16 protein-coding genes and 10 pseudogenes are annotated in these 23,173 nt (G+C 59.5%); 3 read left to right on the forward strand and 23 right to left on the reverse strand.

What is annotated here, in order from left to right:
• Positions 1 to 304: 304 nt before the first annotated feature.
• From HAP47_RS41735 to HAP47_RS34605, 6 genes and pseudogenes are all read right to left on the reverse strand, one after another.
• Positions 305 to 1,010, reverse strand: a pseudogene (locus HAP47_RS41735) (plasmid pRiA4b ORF-3 family protein).
• Positions 1,007 to 1,252, reverse strand: coding sequence for a transposase domain-containing protein (locus HAP47_RS41740; RefSeq protein WP_371821832.1), 246 nt, complete (start codon positions 1,250 to 1,252; stop codon positions 1,007 to 1,009). Before HAP47_RS41740 ends, HAP47_RS41735 begins: the two are co-directional and overlap by 4 nt.
• Positions 1,250 to 2,284: pseudogene (gene tnpC / locus HAP47_RS34595) on the reverse strand (IS66 family transposase); the annotation flags it as partial. The pseudogene tnpC and the gene HAP47_RS41740, both read right to left, overlap by 3 nt.
• Positions 2,260 to 2,571 (reverse strand): transposase, encoded by a 312-nt coding sequence (locus HAP47_RS41745; RefSeq protein ID WP_371821704.1) that lies wholly within the window; start codon positions 2,569 to 2,571, stop codon positions 2,260 to 2,262. The gene HAP47_RS41745 and the pseudogene tnpC, both read right to left, overlap by 25 nt.
• A gap of 104 nt (positions 2,572 to 2,675) precedes the next feature.
• The gene (gene tnpB, locus HAP47_RS34600; RefSeq protein ID WP_173640806.1) at positions 2,676 to 2,972 is read right to left on the reverse strand and encodes an IS66 family insertion sequence element accessory protein TnpB; all 297 of its coding nucleotides are present in this window, start codon (positions 2,970 to 2,972) and stop codon (positions 2,676 to 2,678) included.
• Between the two features lie 225 nt (positions 2,973 to 3,197).
• Positions 3,198 to 3,386, reverse strand: a complete 189-nt coding sequence (locus HAP47_RS34605; protein WP_231168581.1) for a transposase — start codon at positions 3,384 to 3,386, stop codon at positions 3,198 to 3,200.
• A gap of 20 nt (positions 3,387 to 3,406) precedes the next feature.
• Between HAP47_RS34605 and HAP47_RS34610 the strand changes: the two are divergent.
• The 3 pseudogenes from HAP47_RS34610 to HAP47_RS34620 form a co-directional block, all read left to right on the forward strand.
• A pseudogene (locus HAP47_RS34610) lies at positions 3,407 to 3,893 on the forward strand (IS66 family transposase); the annotation flags it as partial.
• Positions 3,894 to 3,997: 104 nt separating this feature from the next.
• A pseudogene (locus HAP47_RS34615) lies at positions 3,998 to 5,280 on the forward strand (IS256 family transposase).
• Positions 5,281 to 5,318: 38 nt separating this feature from the next.
• Positions 5,319 to 5,435, forward strand: a pseudogene (locus tag HAP47_RS34620) (IS66 family transposase); the annotation flags it as partial.
• A 56-nt stretch (positions 5,436 to 5,491) separates the two neighbouring features.
• Here HAP47_RS34620 and HAP47_RS34625 read toward each other — a convergent pair.
• The 17 genes and pseudogenes from HAP47_RS34625 to HAP47_RS34700 all read right to left on the reverse strand — a co-directional run bounded on the left by HAP47_RS34625 (position 5,492) and on the right by HAP47_RS34700 (position 22,863).
• Positions 5,492 to 6,343 carry a nodulate formation efficiency C protein gene (locus HAP47_RS34625; RefSeq protein WP_173640805.1) on the reverse strand — a complete coding sequence of 284 codons (852 nt, stop codon included), beginning with the start codon at positions 6,341 to 6,343 and terminating at the stop codon, positions 5,492 to 5,494.
• 602 nt (positions 6,344 to 6,945) lie between these two features.
• A pseudogene (locus tag HAP47_RS34630) lies at positions 6,946 to 8,246 on the reverse strand (IS1380 family transposase).
• Positions 8,247 to 8,385: 139 nt separating this feature from the next.
• Positions 8,386 to 9,079 (reverse strand): annotated as a pseudogene (locus HAP47_RS34635) (IS5 family transposase).
• 185 nt (positions 9,080 to 9,264) lie between these two features.
• Positions 9,265 to 9,759 (reverse strand): annotated as a pseudogene (locus HAP47_RS34640) (IS630 family transposase); the annotation flags it as partial.
• A gap of 79 nt (positions 9,760 to 9,838) precedes the next feature.
• Positions 9,839 to 10,288, reverse strand: coding sequence for a group II intron maturase-specific domain-containing protein (locus tag HAP47_RS34645; protein ID WP_371821833.1), 450 nt, complete (start codon positions 10,286 to 10,288; stop codon positions 9,839 to 9,841).
• Positions 10,286 to 11,098, reverse strand: a pseudogene (locus tag HAP47_RS34650) (reverse transcriptase domain-containing protein); the annotation flags it as partial. The pseudogene HAP47_RS34650 and the gene HAP47_RS34645, both read right to left, overlap by 3 nt.
• A 527-nt stretch (positions 11,099 to 11,625) precedes the next feature.
• Positions 11,626 to 12,090 (reverse strand): annotated as a pseudogene (locus HAP47_RS34655) (IS630 family transposase); the annotation flags it as partial.
• Between the two features lie 542 nt (positions 12,091 to 12,632).
• Positions 12,633 to 13,745 (reverse strand): nodulation protein NodZ, encoded by a 1,113-nt coding sequence (locus HAP47_RS34660; RefSeq protein WP_173640804.1) that lies wholly within the window; start codon positions 13,743 to 13,745, stop codon positions 12,633 to 12,635.
• A 106-nt stretch (positions 13,746 to 13,851) separates the two neighbouring features.
• Complete coding sequence (locus HAP47_RS34665) at positions 13,852 to 15,930, reverse strand: carbamoyltransferase family protein (protein ID WP_173642975.1); 2,079 nt, start codon at positions 15,928 to 15,930, stop codon at positions 13,852 to 13,854.
• Positions 15,931 to 16,244: 314 nt separating this feature from the next.
• Positions 16,245 to 17,033, reverse strand: coding sequence for an ABC transporter permease (locus tag HAP47_RS34670; protein WP_166104829.1), 789 nt, complete (start codon positions 17,031 to 17,033; stop codon positions 16,245 to 16,247).
• 3 nt (positions 17,034 to 17,036) lie between these two features.
• Positions 17,037 to 17,957 (reverse strand): nodulation factor ABC transporter ATP-binding protein NodI, encoded by a 921-nt coding sequence (nodI, locus tag HAP47_RS34675; RefSeq protein ID WP_224580964.1) that lies wholly within the window; start codon positions 17,955 to 17,957, stop codon positions 17,037 to 17,039.
• A gap of 1 nt (position 17,958) precedes the next feature.
• Positions 17,959 to 19,668 (reverse strand): nodulation protein NodU, encoded by a 1,710-nt coding sequence (nodU, locus tag HAP47_RS34680; RefSeq protein ID WP_173642974.1) that lies wholly within the window; start codon positions 19,666 to 19,668, stop codon positions 17,959 to 17,961.
• Positions 19,644 to 19,904, reverse strand: coding sequence for an SAM-dependent methyltransferase (locus HAP47_RS41750; RefSeq protein ID WP_321576393.1), 261 nt, complete (start codon positions 19,902 to 19,904; stop codon positions 19,644 to 19,646). The genes nodU and HAP47_RS41750 overlap by 25 nt, the downstream gene beginning before the upstream one ends.
• 30 nt (positions 19,905 to 19,934) lie before the next feature.
• Positions 19,935 to 20,171, reverse strand: a complete 237-nt coding sequence (locus HAP47_RS41755) for an SAM-dependent methyltransferase (RefSeq protein WP_321576394.1) — start codon at positions 20,169 to 20,171, stop codon at positions 19,935 to 19,937.
• A 30-nt stretch (positions 20,172 to 20,201) separates the two neighbouring features.
• Positions 20,202 to 21,557, reverse strand: a complete 1,356-nt coding sequence (gene nodC / locus HAP47_RS34690; RefSeq protein WP_173640803.1) for a chitooligosaccharide synthase NodC — start codon at positions 21,555 to 21,557, stop codon at positions 20,202 to 20,204.
• A gap of 17 nt (positions 21,558 to 21,574) precedes the next feature.
• Positions 21,575 to 22,234, reverse strand: coding sequence for a chitooligosaccharide deacetylase NodB (gene nodB / locus HAP47_RS34695; RefSeq protein ID WP_166104841.1), 660 nt, complete (start codon positions 22,232 to 22,234; stop codon positions 21,575 to 21,577).
• Entirely contained in the window at positions 22,231 to 22,863 is a 633-nt protein-coding gene (locus HAP47_RS34700; protein WP_173640802.1) for a NodA family N-acyltransferase, read from the reverse strand. The genes nodB and HAP47_RS34700 overlap by 4 nt, the downstream gene beginning before the upstream one ends.
• Positions 22,864 to 23,173: the final 310 nt, after the last annotated feature.

Here is a 23,173-nt window from a genome sequence, read left to right on the forward strand (position 1 = left end):
TTTTCCGGCGTGGCAGCCTAACGATGACGGTCGTACCAACCTCGGATTGGAATCTCACCAACCTTAACGACACGGACCGGCGCATACGCGTGCTCGAAGAGGTTCCTGCAGATGACTTGATTTCTGGGCTTACCACCGCGGCCAAGAAAGCTGCGGGTGAGGCCAAGCTGACTTTGAGTGGCAGCGAGCCGCCCACACAGAAGCTCTGCCTGTCATTCGGCCCTTTAATGGCGGTTTGTTGTCAAGCTTTACATTTCTGAATTCGCCCATGGCACGGTGGTAGTGCTCGCGCCGTCGGAGTTGGTCAGGGTTGCGGAGACAACGCGAGCGCGGCTGATACGTACTTTGCCGGCCAGGCATTGGATCGTAACCCTAGCTCTTCGGCCCTTTTGATTGGCTCTTGACGCCCTATTTTGATCGTAGCTTTTGCCGACGTGGCTTCCAAATTCCGGACAATGCGTTGACGGCGGCCTCGAGGGCCTTCCGGTCGATCTCGTTGGGATTGAACCGCTCCGGGGCCCCAGCGGCGCATATGTTCGTGCTCCGGATGGGTGGAGTCACCGATGGCATCGAGGTATTCGGCATAGCCTGGCGCACCGCCGACGTCTTCCGGAGGACAACGACCGGCGGCCTCGAGCAGGAAGGGCATGCCCTCCGTCGGTGTTGTCGAACCACTTTTCGAGCTTGATCACGTGATCCCAGCTGTCGCCGAAGTCATGGAGATAGTGGATCGTCTTGGCGCCGGTCTCTCGAACGATATCGCAAAGCCGCGCTTTACGGGCATCAATGGGCTGGTGGCCGTAATCATTGTCGGGGTCGGGAATCCCCCAATGTGCCTCACCAGCGAAGAACTCGAAGAGGTGACTGTTCGTCCAGCCGAATGCCTCCTGAAGCGTCAGATGCAACCGATCAAGGCGCAGGGTAACGGGTACGACAAGGCGACGCATCACCTCCGGCTTCACATCCTTGAGAGTTACCTTGATCCGGACCGCGGTCGTGTTCAGGCTCATGCCGCCAGCCTCGGATCGTGTGCATGCATCGTATATGTCGACGCCCAGGGAAGCAGCTCGTCCAGTCGCGCCGCTGGCCAGCCATTGACGAGCTTCGCGAGAACGTCAGCGAGCCAGTGCTCGGCACTGACGCCATTGAGCTTACAGGTCTCGATAAACGAAGCGAGAACTGCCCAATTCTCGGCGCCCTCGTCGCAACCGGCAAAAAGGGAGTTCTTGGCGTTGAGCTTGATCGGCCGCATCGCACGCTCGACAGCATTCGTGTCCATCTCGATGCACCCGTCATAAAGATGGAGCGTCAAGCCGTCCCAATGACGCAGCGCGTAACGCAGGGCCTTCGCCGTGTCGCTCTTCTGTGCAAGGTGATCAAGCTTGGCCTCAAACCACTGCTTCAAGGCTGTCGCCAGAGGTCAGGCATGCGCCTGCCTGCCAGCACGGCGCTCGACATCTGATCGGCCGCGGAGCGCTTTTTCGACTGCGTAAAGTTGGGCGATGCACTCAAGAGCCTCGCGGGCAACCGGAGCTGGCGCCGGAGCGGCCTCGCGCTCGATCTTCACAAACTGGCGCCTCACATGCGACCAGCGGAAGGCAAGCGTCCCGGACAAGGCGTCCGCACGCGTCTCTCGGGTCATAGTCTTGTAAGCCTGATAGCCGTCGCAGTGGATGATGCCGCGAAAGCCCTCAGGCAGCTGCAAGCCATGAACGGCCCCACGGCCCGGTGCATAGGCGTAAACCACGCCAGGTGGGTCAGGTCCGGCCCGGAGCCTGTCATCGCGTGACAGCGCCCAGAAGTAGCCGGTTTTGGTCCTGCCGCGCCCCGGATCCAACACCGGTGCGGGGGTCTCGTCGACACAGAGCTTCGAAGAGCCGAGCAGAAGCTGGCGCAGACGATGCCACAAGGGCTTCAATTCCTGGGCGGCATAGCCGACCCAGAAGGCGAGCGCAGAACGGTCGATGGCGATACCGTGCGTCGTCAGCATCTGCGCCTGGCGGTAGAGCGGCAAATGCCAATGATACTTGGCGTCGATCACATGCGCGACCAGCCGCTCGGTCGGCAGTCCTCCCCTGATCAATCGCTCGGGAGCAGCATGCTGGAGGACGACGCCGTGACAGACGCGGCAGGCCAGTTTGGGGCTGCGGGTGACGATGACGCGATACTGCGCCGGTACGACGTCCAGCATCTGGCTCTCATCGTGACCGATCTCAAAAAGGTCGCCTGCGCAGCACGGGCAGCAGGTTGCAGCGGGCATCAGGGTCTCGACGATGCGTGGCAAATGCTCCGGCAGCTTGCCACGATTGGCCCCGCGCTTGGAAGTTCTCTTCTCGCAGGTTCTTGGATTGGCGTGATTCTCGGCTGCTTCGAGAGCCGCGACGGCCTCTTCGATGTCCTCCAAACAAGCTGTAGCTGATCAGCGTCCAGCTTTTCCGACGATCGACCGAACTGCGCATCTTTTGCAAGCTTGAGCAACCGCTCGAGCCTGGCGCAGCGATCCAGCAGAGCCGCGGCAAAGACACGCAAGTCGCCTGGATCGCTCGGCAGCACATCAGGTAAATCACTCATTGGCCCGAGTCTGCCATGCTTCGCGCCACGATGCAGCGAAGATTTTATGTCCTACGCAAAGCGCTTTCGGCTGCGGGATTCGAGGCGCATGCATGCGTGTCCACTCAATGCCGGCCAGAAGCGCGGACAGCTGCGTGGCATTCACCCGCATGACGCCGGCCACGATGGGAGGACATGAAGCGGCCGCCATCGAGCCGTTTCCGGTACATCACAAGGCCGCTGCCATCCCAGACGACAATCTTCACCCGATCAGCGCGCTTCGCACGGAAGACCACCACACCCTTCATCGGATCGTGGCCCAGCGTCTCCTTCGCCAACAGCGCCAGGCCATCCGCGCCCTTCCTGAAGTCTACAGGTCGGGTCGCAACGTAAATCATGAGGCCAGCGGGAGCCGTCAGCATGAACGTGTCCGGCGCAACGCAACAAACACATCACTCAACACGGCAAGGCCAGGCGTCCCCCGCACCTCAACTCGTACCCCATGGAGCTCAACCGTCACAACGGCTGCTTCCGGCGACCCGGAGGGAGCTGCAGCCGCCGATGGCGACGATTCCGACACCAACGGCACAAACGACAGTGCACCCGCCACTGGCAGCACCAGATTGACCTGAACGCGCCCGGCGCCGTCAGTCATGCACCTGCTGGGGCCGGCAGCCATGGCGACGTGCGACATCTGTTACGATCGCGCCCGGCTCGAGACTGTCCGCGACAATCTGCGCCTTCAAATCATCTGGCCACTGTTTCCGGCCGCCGCCGGCGTACACTTCCATGCGCGGTAACAACGGTCGTCTTATGTCGTCCGAATGGTCGTCCATTGTGAGCACCCTTGCAGAAGATGACTCTTCTAACGGCGCTCACAGGTCTACGCACAAACAATCTGATGGGCCTCGCAGCCCCGTTTACGATCAGGGCGCGCAACGCCTATGCCGATGCGCGTATCGAGCGGCTGACGCAGATCCTGAAGGTCCCTCGACCGCGCCCGGTTCGGCCGACGAACCGGAAAAGCTCGGCTCTGCGAACGGTGACGATGAACAGCAGACCTTTGTCTTCGAGGAAATCGAGACCGGCATCGGTGCGATCAAGGCCCAGGTCAACGAGGGCCGTGAGCAAGCGGATGACAAGCGTACCGCGTCGGCGCCAGGGCTTTGCGCCCTATCTGGAACGGATCGAAACGGTCATTGAGCCGGAAGAGCTGGCTGAGCATGCCGTCAAGCAGAAGGTGCTGATCGGCGAGAACGTGTCAGAGCGTCTGGATGTGGTGCCGGTGAAGTTCCGTGTGATCGCTACGTGCCTTCAAGAAGGAGGACGGCGTGATCCAGGCCCGGCCCGAGCTATCGCTGAAAGTTGGTGACGGCGGGAATCGGGAAGGCGGCATATCGTGGGGGTGCTTGACGCCTCCACTTCTCCACCGAAGGAGCGATATGCCGTGTCCAAAGATAACATCATCAAGTTGATTCAGCCAGGAAACGTCGACGATCAACTCACCGAAATCTTGCGCAATGGGGCGCGTGCTCTGTTGGCCCAGGCGGTCGAGGCCGAGGTCGCGGACTTTCTCGGCAAGCATGCCGATTTGAGGACTGCGGACGGCCACCAGCGCTCGTGCGCCACGGTCACCTGCCGGAACGCGAGGTGATGACCGGTATCGGTCCGGTCGGCGTCCGCCAGCCGCGTGTACGCGATCGCGAGGCGGAGGCTACCGATCCCGACCGCATCCGGTTCTCTCCGTCGATCCTGCCGCCCTACATGCGCCGCTCGAAATCGATCGAGACGCTGCTGCCGATCCTTTACCTGAAGGGTATCTCCACCGGCGACTTCTCCGAGGCTCTGGCGGCGCTGCTCGGCAAGGATGCTGCCGGGTTGTCGGCATCCGCCATCGGCCGTCTGAAGGACGGTTGGCTTGACGAACACACCGCGTGGCAGAGGCGCGATCTGTCGGCGAAGCGCTACGTCTACATCTGGGCCGATGGCATCCATCTCCAAGCACGCCTCGAAGACGAAAAGCAGTGCATCCTGGTGCTGATCGGCGCGACGCCGGAAGGCCGCAAGGAACTGGTCGGCTTCACCGATGGCGCCCGCGAGAGCGCGCAGGACTGGCGCGATCTGCTGCTCGACCTGAAGCGGCGCGGGCTCGGCGTGCCGCCGCGGCTCACCATCGCCGACGGCGCGCTCGGGTTCTGGAAGGCCGCCGGCGAGGTCTGGCCGAAAACGCACGAGCAGCGCTGCTGGGTACACAAGACCGCCAACGTGATCGCCAAGTTGCCGAAGAGCCAGCAGCCTAAAGCCAAACGCGCGTTGCAGGAGAGCTGGATGGCCGAAACCAAGGCCGCCGCCGAGCTGGCGTTCGACGCCTTCATCGAGAGCTATACGCCCAAATACGAGAAGGCGGCCGACTGCCTGAGCAAGGATCGGGACACGCTACTGGCGTTCTACGACTTCCCGGCCGAACACTGGAAACACCTGCGGACCACCAATCCCATTGAAAGCACCTTCGCTACCGTGCGCCACCGCACGATCCGATCGAAGGGCTGCCTGTCCAACAGAACGGCGCTCGCGATGGTCTTCAAACTGCTTGAGGCCGCGCAGAAAAGCCGGCGTCGTCTCGATGGCCACAACCAGTTGCCAAAACTCGTTCTCGGTGTGACATTCAACGACGGGATCGAGCTCATCGCCAAACCGACTGACCGTCAGCCCATAACCGCCGCCGCCTGACCGGCCGCGCCGTCACCAAAATTTGGCGATAGCTCCCGGCCCCGGTCCATATCATTGAAGGAGGCATTCCGACCGAAGCGCTTTTAGCCCAGATCGCCGTCGCCAAATATGCCGATGGCCAACCGCTCTACCGGCAGGAGGCCATCTACGTCCGCGTGAGTAACAGAATGTGCTAAGTGCAGACCGCATGGCTGCTCCGTGACGCTCAGTATCAAGGAGTTATGCTGGGATCATGATTTGTGGGGCCATTTGCCGAGGCCTTTCGCGCCTTCTCCAATGCGTCATGTTCATCTGGCTCTATGCGATCGAACCAAGAGCCCGGAGGGAATGCCGCGATGCGCTTGGCAAAGAAGGATTGCGGCTCCCAATCTCGTCGCGCCCGCTTCTCGAAGGTGATGACCCCGTTGCGGGTAAAATAGCGCGGCCCTGGAATGTTACAGTTCACCAAAAGCAGGACACGCCACATGTCACCCTTATCGGTCGCATTCTCATTCGGCTTCGGCACGTAATCCACTACAACGGGTTCTATGATGCTGCAGCGGCCGCGCCGCAGAAGATTGCCCAGCTTGCCTTGCGCCGTCGTCACGAAGTTGAAGTTGGCCGGATCATGCAGAAAGTGAAGATTAGCGGTCCTTTCGCCATCTGCGATTTCACCCGCGATCAGCGAGAGCGCAAAGGCGTGCCAGCCCAGTTCAATGGGCTTTGCATATGTCGACGCCACTTCAATGCCTCCGTCAGATGCGACCTTCCAGGTGATAACGTACACTTCGTCTGATGCACGCTCGTGGTGCCTTGTCCACGACAGATACACGTATTCAGTTCGGTCAACTCCTTCAGCGACCCCCCACGTTTGAGTGACGAACTGCGCCACCTTCGAGACTTTGGAGGTAATTTGTTCTATGGTCTCGCCGTCCTGCGCTCGCCATGTTGACCTGACCCGTTCGACAAGGGCGTTGTCGTTGGCGCGAACACTGTTGCTCGTCGTGGCCAGCTCGGCGTGGCAGATCAGCGATCGAATGAGCCAGAACCAAAGCACATGTCTTCCAACCGTTTTACGCTTCATAGTTGTCGGCTCGTCTGGCTTTCATCCACACACATCAATTCCGAGGCGGGTAACTTCAACGCGCTATGTGCGATCGCATGAAGTTAGCGGCGACGTGACGGGGGCGCCCGCTGGTGTCCCGCGCGAGCAGGCGTAGTCCCCTTTGTGTCACGCGCCGCTAACTTCGGTGGCTAGCCACAGCCTCAACTTGCAATGCTGAACCTACCCAGGAGGAGAAGCCTGGGCTACCGAGTGCCTGCATTCTTCGTGCCAGCTAATAGGCGGCCGTTTGCACTATAATTGTGTCGCCTTTGTCGACTTTCCGACCTGCGTACGTTGCAATGCGTCCCTTCAGTCCGCCTCGACCTGCAGAATTCATGGCACGCGCTTGATCACGCGCTTAATCTCCGATGGCGCAGGTGATCGACTTGCGGCGAGGTATCTGACGACAGTCTAGCCCGTCCTATTCGTGAGAGTGCGTTTTTTTGGTCCGATTGATGTGGCCGCACATCTGCTCTGACGAGGCGCGCGGGATTGCCTTCGGCTTTTCATCGCCTGACGACCGGTACTTTGCAACGCGCTTGAGGTGTAGGTTGGGCGAACGGGGGCGGACGCCTCGCCGGTCAAGGACCGAGCGGCAGCAGCGCGCCTGGCAAGCCGCGGATCAGGTCGGCTTCGGGACATGCCGCGGCAAACGCGGCTCGTGGTCTCGACGACACGGGCAGCGAGTTTCAAGAGACGAAGACGCAGCGTCGCGAACTCGGCTGTGGCCAATTCCCGGGCTTTGGGAATCGCGTCGCGCACGGTCAGCATCAGCCAATAAGCGGCGGTGTCGAGAACGAGGCGGACTTGATTGGCGAGCGCCGAACGGCAGCTGGTGCGATCGGAGGCGAGCTGCGTCTTATGCAGCTTGATCAGATTCTCGGCTTGGCCGCGCGCGCAATACAGGCTGTCGTAGATCCACTCGGCCGAGCCGACATCGAGGCTGGTGACGACGAAACGGATGTCGAGGCCGAGCATCGTCGCCTCAATACGGGCGACGGTACGTCGTTCGCGATCCCAGGACTTTGCCTTGTGGCGCGTCTCGGTATAGCCACGCAGAACCGGCAGGTTCTCGATGGCGCGTCGCGTGCGAATGCCGTCGGCGGCCTCGTCGACTTTTCTGGCGAGCGGCTTGGTGCCGGACAGACCGAAGATGTAGTCGATGCCGTTGGTCTCGCACCACGCCATTGCCTCCGGCCGGGCATAGCGCCCGTCGCCACGGAACGTAATTCGCGTGTTGTGCCACCGCGTCCGGATATGCCGTATCAGGCGGCGCAGATGGGCACGCACCTCGACGCCGCCCGGCGTCTTGCCGGGCCGCAGCACGACCGCCACGGGCCGGCTCTTCTCCGTGTCGTAGACGTGGATCGGCAGGAAGCAGCGTTCGTCATAATGAGCGTTGAACAGCGAGAGCTGCTGATGGCCGTGGACGACATCGCAGGTATCATCGATGTCGAGCGTGACGGATGCCGGCTCGCGCGGGTAGCTATCCATCCATGCGTCGAAGGCGCGGAGCATTCTCCAGCCGCGACAGCGTCGGTTGGGAACACAGATCGCGACCCGTGTCCGGCAGCCGTCCGCAGGCCAGCTTGAATGCGGGATCGGACCGCAGATGATCGAGGTCGTCGGCGTCCTCGTAGCCGCAGCAGATCGCGAACATGCGCGCGCGGAACATATCGACAAGGCTGTGCACGACCCGCGTCGGATCGCGCCGATCCGGGAACACGCGGGCCAAATTGTCGGCCAAGCCGAGGCGCCGCTCGGCCATCGCCAGAAGCATCACGCCCCCGTTCGAGGTCAGCCGACCGCCATCGAAGGCAGCTGTGACTTTCTTGGCGTGAACGGCTGGAAACGAGAAGGGCAGGATCGTATCATCGGTCATGGCGGCCGTGCTGTTCGCGGCTGAAGGTGATGGGGTTGGCTTTGCAACCGAATCCTACGCCGCTTCAGCGCTTTACACCACGCTCGCCAGCCTCTCAGGCGCCCTCTGACGAATAAGACGGGTTAGGTCGTGTGGACACTTACCGCATCCAAAGAACGATGGCTGCGAGAGTGACGACGGCTAGGTAATTTCGGGCGGTCTTTTCGAAGCGGGTTGCGACGCGGCGGAACTGCTTGAGCTTTGAGAAGCAGCATTCGAAGAGGTGCTTGTCCAGCGGGTATTTGAGTGCGCGTGACGGGTTGTTGGGGATGACGGCGAGCGCGCCCTTGGCGGCGATGGCTTGGCGCAAATGATCGGCGTCATAGGCCGTGTCGGCCATGACGACCTCGGCAGGTAGTCCCTCGATCAATGCGGCAGCTTGCGGTGCATCGCCCTTCTGGCCTGCGGTCAGCGCGAACCGTACGGGACATCCCAAGCCACGAACGGCCATATGTATCTTGGTGCTCAGCCCCCCGCGCGAGCGGCCGATCGCCTGATCTTCAGACCCCCTTTTTTGGCCCCGGCGGCGTGCTGATGCGCCCGGACGATGGTTGAATCGACGATCAGCCCTTGATGCTCCATCGACTGAAGCGCCGGAACACGCTGTTCCAATCCCCGAACGCCTCCGGGAGATCACGCCAGGGAGAGCCCGTGCGAACAATCCAAAGTACACCTTCCACGAACATCCGATTGTCGCGCCAAGTGGAGCCCTTCTGGTCGGGGCGACCTATAATCAGCGGCGCCATTCGCTCCCAAGCCGCGTCGCTCAATACCAAGCGGTCCATCACACCCAAGACTGCCTCCCCAAAAGCAGCCTAGAATCTGATTTGCGCCTAAAAGGAAATCCCTAGAGTCCAAACCACCTAGAGCAGATTGTCTACCATCGAACCCGTCGTTCAGTTTTGAACGTCGTGGCTCCATCCACACGCGATTGGCACTCCTTCGCGACTATGCGACAGTCCTGAAGTGCTAGAGCGTTTCACATTTTGACTGAAGCATAACCGGCGTTTGCGAAGTAGTTTGCGCATTCGCGAGGCTGGATGTCCTGAACGAGGTGACCGATTTGGCGCCAAGTGTCTTCGACGGTGCGCCTCTGAGCCTGCCGCATCCAGTGTTTGATCTTGGAGAAGGCCTGTTCGATCGGGTTGAGGTCGGGCGAGTATCGCGGCAGGTACCAGGGCCTGGCGCCAGCAGCCTGGATCATCTGCCCGACAGCTTTCGACTTGTGGCTTCCGAGGTTGTCGAGAATGACGATGTCGCCTTCGCGCAGGGTTGGCAGGAGAAGGTGCTTCACATAAGCGCAGAAGCATTCGCCGTTGACGGGGCCGCCGAAGACGCAGGGTGCCGTGAGTTGGTCATGGCGGAGCGCGTCGAGGAATGTGAGGGTACGCCAGTGACCGTGCGGGGCGAAGCCGCGCAGGCGTGCGCCCTTGCGGCGCCAGCCCCGCAAAGGGGCCATGTTGGTCTTGATCCAAGGGTGAGTAGGCCGGGGGATTTTCACCCCCGGCCTCTCGCAGAACGGTGCGTGAACCTCTCGGTTCACACCGCTCCCGTCAGGTGAACGTGGTCGTTCCGAAGAACTGCCAGTGCACGAACAGCTCCGCGTTATTCCGAGCCAGCCTTCGCAAGAACAGCGAAGCACCGGTTTTGTGGAGCCGGAAGCGCTTGTACTTTCGCATGATCCACGCCTTCAGCTTCTGATTGACGTAGTCGACCAGAGAGAACAGCGCTGAACGGCTGAACCGACCATAATAACCTATCCACCCCCGGAGGAGTGGATTGATCTGTTGGGCAATCTCAGCCAGCGTCCCCGGCGTTTGCCGGGGAATGTGCACGCTTCGGATCGTTGCTCGCATGGCCTTCAAAGCTGTCGGACTGACCGCCGGGGTGTATCCACAAAAGAATTCCTTCCGCTGTGACGTTGCCACCTGCCGCGGCCTGAACTGATATCCGAGAAAGTCAAACTTGACCCTCTGATACGTTCGCCGACGCCTGTTGTCCATGCAATAGACGATCTGCGTCTTTGTCGGGTGCATCTGAAGTCCGCACACCTCCAACCTCGCTTGAAGCTCCGCCCTAATGGCCTCTGCTTCTTGCTCGGTCCGGCAGTGCACCAGTCCGTCGTCGGCATACCGACACCAAGGGAGGTCGGGATGTGTCCGCGCCATCCATAGATCGAACGTATAATGCAGGAACAGATTGGCCAGTATTGGGCTGATCACGCCCCCTTGCGGGGTTCCGCGGCTCCGCTCAACAAGCTTCCCGTCCTTTTCCATCGACGCCGTCAGCCATCTTTCGATTAGAGCAGCGCCCATTTGCATTGCACGTGTCTCCGGACCGCCGTCAGCAGAAGATCATGCGGAAGATTGTCAAACAATCCTTTGATGTCGAACTCCAGGACCCCAATCATACTTCCAGCACCGCTGACGCGTGACGCCCACGGCGTCCAGAGCCGATTTTCCCGGCCTGTATCCGTAAGAGTCCTGCAGGAAGATGGATTCCAGTTCCGGCTCAATCATCTGTTTGACCACCATCTGCGCGATCCGATCGCTGATAGTGGGCACACCTAAAATCCTTTCGCCGCCCGTCTTCTTTGGAATGGAGACGGCGCGCACTGGAGGTGGAAAGTAGGTCCCTGACGACATCCGATTCCAGATCTTGTAGAGATTCCCTGCCAGATCTGTCTCGAACATCTCCAAGGTCTGTCCGTCCACTCCGGCCGCACCGCGATTGGATTTGACCGCCTTGTACGCTTCGTACACTCGCCGCTTCTCGATCGAGAACGGCTTATTTATCGCACCGTTCGAAGTCATCCTGTTTCCAGCTGGTTCAAGAGTACGACTACCTGACCCGATCCCTTTGCTCCGGCCCCATTACAGGGCCCTCAACGCTCCTACGGGTCGGTCCGCCCCAGTCTCTTGCATCGGTACTCTCGCCTCACGGTTGGCTCCGCTTGCGCTTCTCCCTTGGCATCAAGAGCCTGGTTCCTGCAGTTCCGCGCGAAAGCCTGTGTCCGACTCACGCCCCCTCTACGCCGGTCGCCGTCCGCCCGGTCATCAGGCATCTGGCGGACTTGTCCAGGATGACGAAACGATCCTGGTTTTGACGACGCTTGGATTCATAACGACGCGTCCTCGAAGGGTTCACTTTCATTCGTCTTTCGGACACTCACCTGCTCGGTTTGATCCGAACTTTTGATCCGACACTCGCCACCACGGCTATTTACCGCAGCAGCTCGGACTGGTTTGAGACCCGCTCCTGAAAGCCGATCTCGGAGGGCCAGCCCCCATCTTTCCCGCAGCTTCACAATCGGTTTTAGTTCATGTTGAACTCCTTCCGCTGTCTGCAGCACACTCTCATCGATAAACACCAGCCGGCCCGGATCAAGTCCGGCCTGCCAGGATTGCCAACGCTGGCGCCTACGAGAGACGTCGGCGCGCGCTTGTTCGAGGGCGAACAGTGTTTTTTTGAACCGCAGTCCTTCCCGGCGCAGGAACAGCCAGACCGCGTTGTGTGAGACCTTGCCCCCCCGAGCTGCCAGTTCCGCCTTCAGACCATGCAGCGTCAGGTGCGGCGTCTGAGTGATCCGCTCGACAATGAAGGCACGATGCGGATCAAGCACGGGCTTGCGGTGACCGCCCATCTTGCCAGGTGCAACCGAGCCGGTCGCCCGCTGCCGCTGTGACCACTTCACAACCGACGAGACCGCAACACCAAACCGTTCCGCCACAGATCGGCAGCTCTCGTCCGCTAAAACCGACGCCACCACACGCTCGCGAAGATCCAGGGAAAGAGGTCGGGTCATGCGATGCTGGCCTCCAATCCAGTCAGCATCTTGAATCATAAACCGCCAAAAACCGGAATCCCCTCCGATTCAGTTAAGCAATGAAATGCTCTAGCGCTGATTTGATCACCATCCTGTACAGCAGCAGCGCGTCAATTGATGTCGGGACCGCGAGCCGGGGACTGAACGCCTAGCGAGACGTTCCACATAATCGACTCTGAGTGCGCCAGCGCGCTCGAGCGAGAGGACGACCGCCGCGGCGAACGCGCCGCTCGACAGACAGCTTGACCTGCGATCGGGCAGCAGCGACAGCTTCCACTCTACGGGTGCGAGACGAAGACACCGGCGTGTTCCACCTGTAGGCACGGTGGCAGCACTACAAGCGCTCTCTCATCCAAGTTGCGCTTCACCGGATGGTGGCGAGCCAGCGCTTTTCTTCTCCTCTTCAATGAAAAGTCGCGTCGGATCCTCAGGTTGGGCTATGAATTGCCGTCTGGAGAAATAGTGCCAGTACTGCCGGATGCAAAACGCGGCCATCTGGTCGATGAGACGGGCTATGATTTTCACAAACCCACGAGCTCTTGCGAGGTTTCATCGGTTAAGATCAATCGGCCCGGATCGTTCAGGTCGAACTCTATCACACGTGGCACAAAGAGACGCGCATAGCGCGTGAAGGCGCTCGTCGGGGGAAAGCGAATTACAGTGTCGCAGCGCGCAAGGAGATACATCTCGATAAGGGCTGAAAACCCGCCCTCGGCTCCGAGCGCGGCGCTGTGCAGAGGCCCAGCCTGAAGGGCCTGGAAACGTTTTGGAATCGTGAAAACATCAGGAAATAAGGCCGAAACCTTCTCAAGAACGAGCGCACTGTCCGTACACAGGAACACCCTCGCAGGCTTGGCGTACGGCAACCCCCTGGCCCTTTCGATGGCACGACAGACCTGCCGCAGGGCGCGCTCCGGATCGGCCCAATAGGGAGCATGCCCCATAATATCCTCGCCGTTGCCGTGTCGAACATGAACGCCGATGATGCTGTACGGCTCAAACTGCTTGCGGTAAATGGCCTCAATCCGTGCCAGAATTTCAGATCGCGGTTTAATGTTGCGAAAGATCTCTCGTTCGGCCTCCTGATCGCAGCGCCACATCAGACAGGCGTCACACACAACCGTGTTAGCGTCACTATCTTCCTCATTTTGGAACAGTTGATCGAGCTCGTCGCGCTCGCGGAAAATTTGCTGATCCGGCCGATAGACGCAGTCGATGGATGGCTTGTTCCACCATCCCGGGAAGAACGGCCCCGGGAATGAGCGGTGGTTGATCTGGTCGTCGCAGATGATCGGTACCCCAGCAATATCGTGAACTGGTTCGAAAAAGACTGGGAAGGCATTGGTGAATGGCTGATCGAGATAACAGGATCCGCGCCAATCGATTGCCAGCGTCCGATCGGTCCGCTGTGCAAAGCGCCAAGCTGCCGCCAGCGACCACAGGCAGTCGCCGAACCCGGTCCTTCGCCTGGAAACAACGAACCGACCGCTCTTTAAACCGCTAACCATACGCATTGCCTCGTTCCGGGCTCCTGGGTGGACATAAGACGTCATTATAGATGCATCTCGTGTGATCGCATCCGTTGTCATCGGAGGCACTCGTGATGCCGGCGAGCTGCGTCGGTAGAATTTCATGGCGGCGTGCCTCTGATGGAAGATGTTCTCTGAATGCTTTCCGATTGCACTTCCATTCAGAGACGCTGCGCCGACGTACCCGATTTCGGTCCGATACCGTTTCGCCCTATCCCGGTCCCGCCACGCATGCATTGCCAGGGTCATTCGTGAGCTCAGCCTGCGCTTCACTTTTCCTTTTATTGCAGTCGCAGGCCGCACGCGGTGGACGCAGCCGAACACAGCGCTGCTCCCACGCGAGCCGCAGTTCCTTCACGATATCTTCACGCTTGTCGTGATCGGCCATGGTCGTGTCTAGAAGCCAGCCAAGCGGCGCCTCGCCCTCGATCCGCATCAGCAGCTCGAATAACTCATGTGAAATGCGTATGCTGTCGCGGCCCGAAGGTCCCGTACGGATCTCGCAGACCGTTTCCTGGCGATCTGCCGCGGTGTAGGAGCGAACGCGATGAAGGGACGCATAAGGCGGCAATGAAACGCTTAGCGCACCCCAATCCTGCAGCCTTGCCGCTCGCTTCTTGACGAGGAACGGCCCCGCAACAAGTCCGTCTAGGTCGGTCGTCAAAAATGTCGTGATAGCGTCTGCAACCGAATCCACGATCGGCTCGGCATTGTTGTTGAATGACGTATTCAGAAGCACTGGGATGCCAGTACGCTTTTTAAACGCATTGATAACATCCCAATAGGCGGGGTTTGTCTTGCGCGATACTGTTTGCAGCCGAGCGGTACCATCGACGTGCGTGATTGCGCCGAGCACCTTACGCTGGGCTTCGCGCACCCGGACCACGAAATTCATGAAGGGAAAGTCCTGCTTGCCGTCAGGGAGCTCGAAGAACTCGTTCGCATTCTCCTCCAGCACAGATGGCGCAAACGGACGATAGCCCTCGCGTTTTTTGACCATTGCGTTGATCCGGTCCTTGTTTTCCGGCGGCCGCGGGTCCGCAAGAATGCTCCGGTTGCCGAGCGCACGCGGCCCGAACTCAGAGCGGCCCTGAACCCAGCCGATCACGGCGCCATCTGCCATCCAGTCGGCCGCACTTGCTGCTATGTCGTCACATCGTTGAATGTCGAGATGACCGGACCATGCATTGAGCTCCTGTTCCACGGCTTGCTCGTTTCCGAGGCCGGGCCCCCAATATACGTCTGACAGCCGCTCGCGCGGCGTTGGCCTGCCCAGCTCGCTCGACATCATCAATGCGGCGCCAAGCGCGCATCCGGCGTCGTGGGCCGCGGGTTGGACGAAGATGTCTTCGAAAAGGCCGGAATAGAGTAGCTTACCGTTGACGGTGCAGTTATGGGCTACCCCTCCAGCTAGGCACAAACGCGTGATGCCTGTCGTTTCGCGATAGTGTAGCAGGACGTGAAACACGATCCGCTCCAGAGCTTCCTGCAGCGATGCGCTGACATCCCGATGCTGCTGGGTAAACGGCATTCCCTTTCGTCGGACCTGGATGTTTCGGAGCAGCGCCGGACCGATGCGGTCAAGGTGGACGCGATAGTCTCCATTGTCCAATAACTCGTAGAGCTGTCCGAACAGCTCGCGATAAGGAGTGGGGTCCCCGTAGGGAGCAAGCCCCATCACCTTGTACTCGTCGAACAACCCGTAGCCGAGGTAACGGATCGTTTCGAGATAGAACAATCCCAGAGAGTTGCTTTCTGGGAAGCGTGCAAGTTGTGTCATTCCGGTGCCCGACCCTACCGCCAATAGGCCCGAGAGAAAATCGCCACCGCCGTCAACCGAAAAAATGAGGCTTTGCTCGAATCCAGACATGGCAAACGCGCTGACCGCATGCGCTTCATGGTGATTTACGAATGAAACCCGCGACGCATCGACCTCGGTACCGAACTCCCGTGCCAGTAGCTGTCGCAGCAACAGTTTGGCGTCCAGCGGAAGCGGCTGAGAAACAGCTAGGCGCTCGAGCATAGTGTTGCAGTACGCCTCAGTCGCGTAGAACGCAATGCGATCGATCTGGTGAAGCTCGACTCCCGCAGCCGAAAGACAGTATCGCATCGCGTTGCTTGGGAACTTGTTGGAGTGCTTAACTCGATTGAGGCGCTCCTCTTCGACGGCAGCGATCACGCGGCCATCCTGTACAAGAACCGCAGCGCCATCGTGCAAGAAGGTATTCGGCAGCTCGGGCGAGCTTTCATGAATTCTGTCCAGACCGCCACATATTCCCAGACACAACATCTCGTTCTCCATTTGATCATGACGGGACGACCAATGGCCGTTCCAGCTGCTTCGTATTATCGCGCTCCGTCGGCCGCGCGGGGCCGTAGCACAACCCAAGGTTCTCCCAGCGCCGCCCAGACACGGCGCTCAGCCCGTTGAAGTGCCGGAGCCCCGCATCGATCAACTGAACAGGCTGATGTGGACCTGGCTTGATCGCGTCCTCTTACAGGCATTGCAACTGCTGCCATCGCAGGTCGGGCCTTGTCCGACTCATCAGAGAGCACGGTGCGACTGCATCAGCTGGATTCTCCCGGTTATCTTAGTTCTTTCCCTCAACGCAGCAGCCGGCGCCGCAACAGTGCGGTCGATACGAAGAAGGGCAACACCGCGTATATGCAAAGCGCACCTACATGAAACAAAGCGCCGCCAGCCTCGCGCTCTAGCATCGCCGGGCGAATGAGGTCGACCGAATGCGCTAGCGGCAACAAGTCGGCGAAGTGCTGAAATGAGCCAGGCAGTTGGCTCATCGGAAACACCGCGCCACACAGAAACACCATAGGGGTAAGGACAAGCGTCTGGTAAAACACGAAGTAGTCGTAACTTGGCGCAAGAGATATGACGACCATTGCCAGGCTGGCGAATACAAGCCCAGTAAGCGCGACGGTCGGCATCGCATAGAAAATGGAAAGCCAAGACGCATAGCCAAGCGTGGCAGCGACAAGCCCGATTGCCGTCCCGGCAAGAACGGATTTGCTGGCCGCCCAAACCAATTCGCCTAAAACGATATCGCCAAGCGTAAGCTGTGTGGACAGGATTGCTTCCCAGGTACGATTGGCATCCATGCGAGCAAAGGTTGCATACATGGTTTCAAACGTTGCGGCAGTCATGGCGCTGGTCGCAACCATGCCCGCAGCCAAAAATGCGATGTAGGAAGTTCCCTCAACGGGCCCGACGATGAGACCGAGGCCGAAGCCAAGGCCAAAAAGATGGGTTATAGGATCTGCGAGGTTGCCGAGAACCGACGCAAGCGCAACTTTCCTCCATGCCAGGCAATTTCGACGCCATACCGCGACCCAGTTGTAGGCGTTAGCGGGCAGGACCCCCGCATAACCTTCACTCATCACTCATTTCTCCATCTCGCGTCCGGTCAGGCGCATGAACACGTCCTCGAGATTTGCCGGACGCTGCAGAATGCGCAGACCCGCTCGCCCGCGCAGCTGGATGCGCACCTGCTCGGGATATTGCGCATAGCAAAACAGCGTCTCTCCGCTCACTTCCAGGTGACGTACATAGGGCTTCAGTATCTCGCGCAGCTCTTGCGGATGACCGCCATAGATCTCAATCACGTTGCATCCGACCTTTTCGTCGATCAACGCTTGCGGTTTGCCTTCGGCGATCTTGCGTCCATCCTCCAGCACACACAGCCGATCGCATAGACGTTCGGCCTCTTCCATGAAGTGAGTGGTCAGTAGGATCGTCTTGCCACGGGCCAACAAAACTCGCAGACGTTCCCAGATCAAGTGGCGCGCGTGCGGATCCAGACCCGTCGTCGGCTCGTCCATTACCAGCAGATGCGGGTCATTGATCAATGCACGCGCCAGCGTCAGCCGCCGCTTCATGCCACCTGACAGCTCGGCGACGCGCACATCCACCTTGCTTTCGAGCCGCGCAAACTCTAGCAACGACGGCAGGAGCGCCTCGATCTTTCGAGCGCTCATGCCGAAGTATCTGCCAAATACCACCAGGTTTTCTCGTACGGTAAACCCGAGTTCAAGGTTGTCGAACTGCGGCACCACGCCGATGCGCACACGTGCCACTCGAGCGCGTGCAGGCACGGGCTCATCAAGGACGGTAACCTTGCCTTCATCCGGCGCAATCATGCCGAGAAGCATACGCGCAATGGTGCTCTTGCCAGCTCCATTAGGCCCGAGCAGGCCAAAGCACTCTCCGCGTGCAACCGAGAACGACAGTTCATTGACGATGATCTTGCCGCCAAAGGACTTTTTTACGCCGGCAATGTCGATGGCTACGGTGGACATGTTCACCTTAGGTTGGCAGAAGTCGTTGAGCCGACGATGGCGTCTCTACGACCGTCTTGGTCCAGAGCAGGCCGTCACACCACACATGTTCAACGCGTCCCCATTGGCAAGCCGCGGCAACATCCGGGAAGACGCCACGGCCGTGAACATTGGCGCTCGTATTGCAGAGCAGCGGAATGCCGGTGAGTTTCTCAAATTCGACGAGGAGCTCGGCAATCTTGTGTGAAGAGTTGCGGGAGATTGTCTGCAGTCGCGCAGAGCCGTCCAAATGGACGACGGCGGCGACCTTGTCGCGCCATTCCGCCCTAGTCTGGTGATCGAACAGCATGTACGGATCCGGCGTACCAGGGTTGAATATCTCTGGCGCCCGATCCTCTAGGCAAATCGGCGCCACCGGTCGGAAGTATTCGCGGCGCTTGATGTCGTTGAGACGATCCTTCATTGCCGGCGAGGTCGCGGCCGCAAGAATGCTTCTGCCGCCCAACGCCCGCGGCCCAAGCTCCGCGCACCCGGAAAGGAAGATCACCGGCTCGTTGTCGGCGAGAATGGCCGCAAGATCGCGCAGACTGCACGGCGCGGCCTCCCATTCTGGCGGAACCTCGCTGGCTTGCAGGGCAGGACCACTGTAGACTGACCATTCCAGTGGCACGAACCCATCTTGCGCCGCCAGCGCACTGCAAGCTGCACCGATTGCCGAGCCGCTGTCATTCGGAAATGGCGGCACCCAGACGTCATCGAACAGTCCCGTCGCGCGAAGCGCACTATTCCACTTGATGTTAAGACCGCAGCCGCCGGCTATACATAGATTCCGCGCTCCCGGAAGCGACGAATGCCGCAGCAACACCATTGCGATTTCCCGGATAAGGAGACGTTCCAGGAACACATGAAACGACGCAAGGACGTCCTCCGCTCGCTCGGCCATGAGGCGCAGTCTGCTCGCCTCGAAAAAGTCGTGCATAGCTGCGAGTGACGCTTCGGCATTGTTGATGTCCGCGCGATAGCGACGAGCCTGCTGCGTGTCCGCCGCGAAGCGCCTGTCGTAGAGCTCCTGAAACACCGCCACAATGCTTTCGTTGGCAGAACCAAGCGCGACGTAGGCCATCAATTTGCCGGCGATGCCCAAGTCCGAATTGGTGCGATTCGGCCGCCTGTAAGGCCCGAAGTGAAGGCCGGCGACAGCATAGGCGTGGCCAATCATCGGAAACAGGCATCCAACGAGCCGCCCCCCCTGTGGTTCAACATAGTAAAGACGTGGAGAGATCCAGCCGTCCCATACCAGACAGAACGCGGGTCTACCCGAGACGGCAAAGGGGCTGGTGCTATATGCTGAGGCAACGTGGCCGGTGACGTGCGGGTAACTCTTGTAGGGAAACACCTTGCTGGCAAGGATCAAGCCAAAACCGTCGACACAATCAAGAAGGCCCTCAGCACGGCGCTCGACATATGGCGCCCCTTTCAGCGCGATCGGCACGGCCCCACTGAGGACCAGGAATTGCGACTCGCGCTCGCCATCCCCGCCGTCGATGACGAACTGATCAATATCACGCGGATCCAGGCCATGCTCCGCCAATGCAAGTACAACTGCATCGAGATTATCGATGGATTGATAGCGAGGATTATTGCCGCGCTTCTCTTGCTCGGTGCAAAAGACAAGCCGCCTATCCTCGACGACAGCAATTGCCCCGTCATGTGTCAACTTGATGCCGCAGATGCGCATACGCCCCTCGGCCCAACGACCGCAATTTGATTGTTTCGACGAGCTATTCGACTTCCGGAACAGAACGAGCAGGCAATCTTGGTCGACCGAACCAGTCTGGCAGTGCTGACGCTCGATTCGGATAAACTCTCATTCAAGAGAGCAATCGCCGTCTCAGCAGCATGGCCCCAGCGTCGACAAGCATCACGCGCGAATCCGAAGACCAGAGCGCCATTTGGCGCAAGCATGCTCACCATGACCGCCTCTCCGTTCTTTGCCGTGCGCGCTTAATCCTGCGGCATGACATCCTGCACGGTAATTCGCTGGCAGTGGGGTCCCAGCATTTCCGTGAATGCGAAGGCTGCACCTCCGACTTCAAGGGCACGCGTAACATCCCCATTGGAACGCGACATCCGAAACATTTGCGCGTAACGCTCCTGTTCCAACGGGTTACTGTCGAGGCGCCACTGATCACCAACAGCAAGATCACGCTCGAACAGATGATAGTTCTTGTCCAGTCTCATGGGTCGATTAACCTGTTGTTATTGGCTCGATCAATCGCCACCGCACATATTGTCAGTCGCCGGCTCGCCCGAGGAACCGCGCGACCTCCGCTTGCGAATTGCTTCAACAATTTCTGCAGTAGCTGCAGCGCTCGATCCGGTGTTAGTAGCCGGGATAGTGGCCTTCTTGTCCCCTGCGCTTGGCACATTGACGAGCTTACGCGACAACCAATCGCTATTGCTCAATGTACAAAGCGCATAAGCCTTCAAAGGAAGCAGGATAAATATATTGATGGGCGTATGGAGCGAGAAGCCGATAAAGCGCAATTCGCGGGCACGAAACGCCGCGACACTGCACCGGATTATTGTCATTGCAGCAATTGTCAATCCCGTCCACCAGGGCACCGAACCGCCGATTGCGAGCTGTGCAAGCGCAGCCAGTGATGACAATACGAGGAGTAAAGGGCCGAGATTTTGTCCGACAACGTCTAGCGTGAGATAGCCATCGAGTTCGGGCAGCAGGCGCAATGCAAGAAACGTGTCCCGAAAGGTACTCCGTGCCCAACGGAGTTGCTGACGCAGATACGGCCCAAGGCTGTCGGGTACGACTGTTGCCGCGATGGCATCCGGGACATACTCGGTTCGAAATCCCGCTTTGAGCATGAGGATAGTTAGGTGGCGATCCTCGCCAAAATCGCTCGGCTTTCCGCGAAAGAATTGCGTTTCGTATTGATCAAGCAGCAAAGCGAGGGCGGAGCGACGATACATCGCGCAGGGGCCGCAGCAGCACATGACTGCACCGAAGCGAGCCTGTGCCGCGCGCTCTTCGTTGCACGCTAGCCAGTATTCCATATCGATTAGCTTGGTTAGCCAGGTTTGGCTGCGGTTGCTCGCTATCAACTGGCCCATGGCGGCGCCGACTTCCGGCTCCTGCATCTTCAATGCAAGCTTCTTGACCACGTCAGCGGCTAGTATCGTATCCGAGTCGACGTTGAGCACCAGGTTCCCGGACGAGCTACGTATAGCGGCGATCTGCGCCTTGCGCTTTCCAACGTTCTTGGCCAGCAGGATGATGCTGAATCTCGGATCGTTCGCATAGAGGTCGTGTACAGGCCCCACGACATCGCGATTTGCAGATCCGTCGTCGACCACATAGACTTGCAGTCTTCCACCGTAGTCTTGACCTGCAATCGACTCGAGACATTTGGAGAGCGTGTTCGGGTCCTCGTTGAAGCAAGGCACGATGACGTCCACGCTGGGCAGAGCTACCTCGGATTGGCCCAGATCGGTCTGCAGCGACGAGGTATTCGCCGGCTGAGCATAGAGCGCTTGCGCGCTCTTGTAGACAGTTGAGAGCAGCGCATAAGACGAAACGGCGACAGCGCTGGTTGTAGCGAGCAGGTCCATTTTGGGGCCAGTTTTGTTTAGTGAAGTTGAGGAAGCGGACGGATTGCAAACCCGCGCTGTTGCAGAACCGGTATCAGATGTGACAGCGCCATCACCGTCTGATCACGCAGAGTGGCATCGCTGCAGAGTCTTTCCTCACCAGGAGGATACCCGTCGTGCAGAAGTACAATTGCGCCTGGACGAACGGCCGCCAGCACTGAATTCACAATCCTATCGACGCCTGGGCGCGACCAATCTCTCGGATCGACCGACCAGTGCAGAGCTGTGAGGCCAGCGCTCGCTGTCGTAGCGAGCACCGCTTGGGTCCATAAGCCGTAGGGTGCTCGCATGTGCCTGGGCGAAGCCTGCGGGCATGCCGAACGGATCGCCTTGCTCGTCGTTAGCACTTCATCGTGAACCACCGCTGGTTCACATCTGGAGAGATCCGGATGCGTCATCGTGTGGTTTGCAACCTCGTGTCCTTGCGCAATCATTCGTCGAATGAGTTCAGGCTGATCGGTCACGTACGTGCCGATAACGAAGAACGTCGCCGGCACCCGATGTTGCGTCAGCACATCGAGCACGTCGGGCGTGCAAAATGGATTTGGCCCATCATCAAAGGTCAAATAGACACAGCGACTTGCGCTGACGTCGGCGTAGTCGCGACGCACCGCAGACAGGGGGACGAGCCCTTTCACAGCTCAGGCCCGTTCCGGTCGATGATCGTCCCGGCCGGCCACTCGCTGATCGGGCGTCCGAGCGGGAACACCACCACGAGAACGTCCTCGATCCGGACCGGCGGCAAATTGGGATACACATCTGCGTGGGTGGACCGGACGCGAATGCCGGACATGAGGGTTGCCAGCCCCTGCCTTCCAATCAGTCTGGTAAGGTGCTTCTCAAGCGCGGGCCGAACCGTACCAAAGCCGAACGGAACCCCGAGCTCCTGCAGCGCAGGATACATCACGCGCATTGAGTGGCTGATTCCAAGCCCCTCGAGATCCGGACGCACCGCATATAGTCCCAGTTCGGCCACGAGTAGATCGCCCCCGTCAATCTTGATGAAGCGGCGTAGGGCGCCGATGTGAGCAGCTACGCCGTGCGCGTCGTAACCAATTACGCGGACCTCCGGCCTTGCACCGGCCCAACTTCGACTCCCCTCAAATGGCTGCGCATTAAAAGCACCGGTCGGCCCATAGCTTTCGCGGAAAAACTCAGCGAGCTCGGTATGGTCGCCCAGCCGCAGCTCGCTTTCCCAATGCAGGCTCCACTGCACTTGAGGGCGCGCGGAACGACTTTCCGCCGACCGAGATCCGGGAATATTCATGACGGGCTTCCCTGCACCAGTGACGTTAAGAGCGGAGGTGGTCACGTGAACAACTCGCTATCGGCTGAATCGCTGATCAATACTCGAATGCACTGACGTGGGGCGCCGGCGCCCGGCTCAGTTCGCCAGCGGCGCGGCAGAACGGCCCCCTTGGAGTGGCGCCTTGGCCAGAGAAGAGGCGATCGTGCAGTCGGCGCTGGTCATCCCAGTCAATGTCATGTCCGAGATCTGCCAGACATGCCGACGTGGCGCGTGGATTGTCCGGCACCTACCCGCATTATCAAGAGGTTCGGTCCGGTCCAGGATTGCT

It is taken from the genome of Bradyrhizobium sp. 41S5, assembly GCF_011516665.3.
Classification (GTDB): Bacteria; Pseudomonadota; Alphaproteobacteria; order Rhizobiales; family Xanthobacteraceae; genus Bradyrhizobium; species Bradyrhizobium quebecense.

Bases quoted from the DNA above. Each gene is read 5' to 3' on its own strand.
- HAP47_RS41740 (WP_371821832.1), bottom strand. From the start codon at position 1,252: ATGCGGCCGATCAAGCTCAACGCCAAGAACTCCCTTTTTGCCGGTTGC.
- HAP47_RS41745 (WP_371821704.1), bottom strand. From the start codon at position 2,571: ATGAGTGATTTACCTGATGTGCTGCCGAGCGATCCAGGCGACTTGCGT.
- tnpB (WP_173640806.1), bottom strand. From the start codon at position 2,972: ATGCTGACGGCTCCCGCTGGCCTCATGATTTACGTTGCGACCCGACCT.
- HAP47_RS34605 (WP_231168581.1), bottom strand. From the start codon at position 3,386: ATGGACGACCATTCGGACGACATAAGACGACCGTTGTTACCGCGCATG.
- HAP47_RS34625 (WP_173640805.1), bottom strand. From the start codon at position 6,343: ATGAAGCGTAAAACGGTTGGAAGACATGTGCTTTGGTTCTGGCTCATT.
- HAP47_RS34645 (WP_371821833.1), bottom strand. From the start codon at position 10,288: ATGGACAACAGGCGTCGGCGAACGTATCAGAGGGTCAAGTTTGACTTT.
- HAP47_RS34660 (WP_173640804.1), bottom strand. From the start codon at position 13,745: ATGAAATTCTACCGACGCAGCTCGCCGGCATCACGAGTGCCTCCGATG.
- HAP47_RS34665 (WP_173642975.1), bottom strand. From the start codon at position 15,930: ATGTTGTGTCTGGGAATATGTGGCGGTCTGGACAGAATTCATGAAAGC.
- HAP47_RS34670 (WP_166104829.1), bottom strand. From the start codon at position 17,033: ATGAGTGAAGGTTATGCGGGGGTCCTGCCCGCTAACGCCTACAACTGG.
- nodU (WP_173642974.1), bottom strand. From the start codon at position 19,668: ATGCGCATCTGCGGCATCAAGTTGACACATGACGGGGCAATTGCTGTC.
- HAP47_RS41750 (WP_321576393.1), bottom strand. From the start codon at position 19,904: ATGGTGAGCATGCTTGCGCCAAATGGCGCTCTGGTCTTCGGATTCGCG.
- HAP47_RS41755 (WP_321576394.1), bottom strand. From the start codon at position 20,171: ATGAGACTGGACAAGAACTATCATCTGTTCGAGCGTGATCTTGCTGTT.
- nodC (WP_173640803.1), bottom strand. From the start codon at position 21,557: ATGGACCTGCTCGCTACAACCAGCGCTGTCGCCGTTTCGTCTTATGCG.
- HAP47_RS34700 (WP_173640802.1), bottom strand. From the start codon at position 22,863: ATGAATATTCCCGGATCTCGGTCGGCGGAAAGTCGTTCCGCGCGCCCT.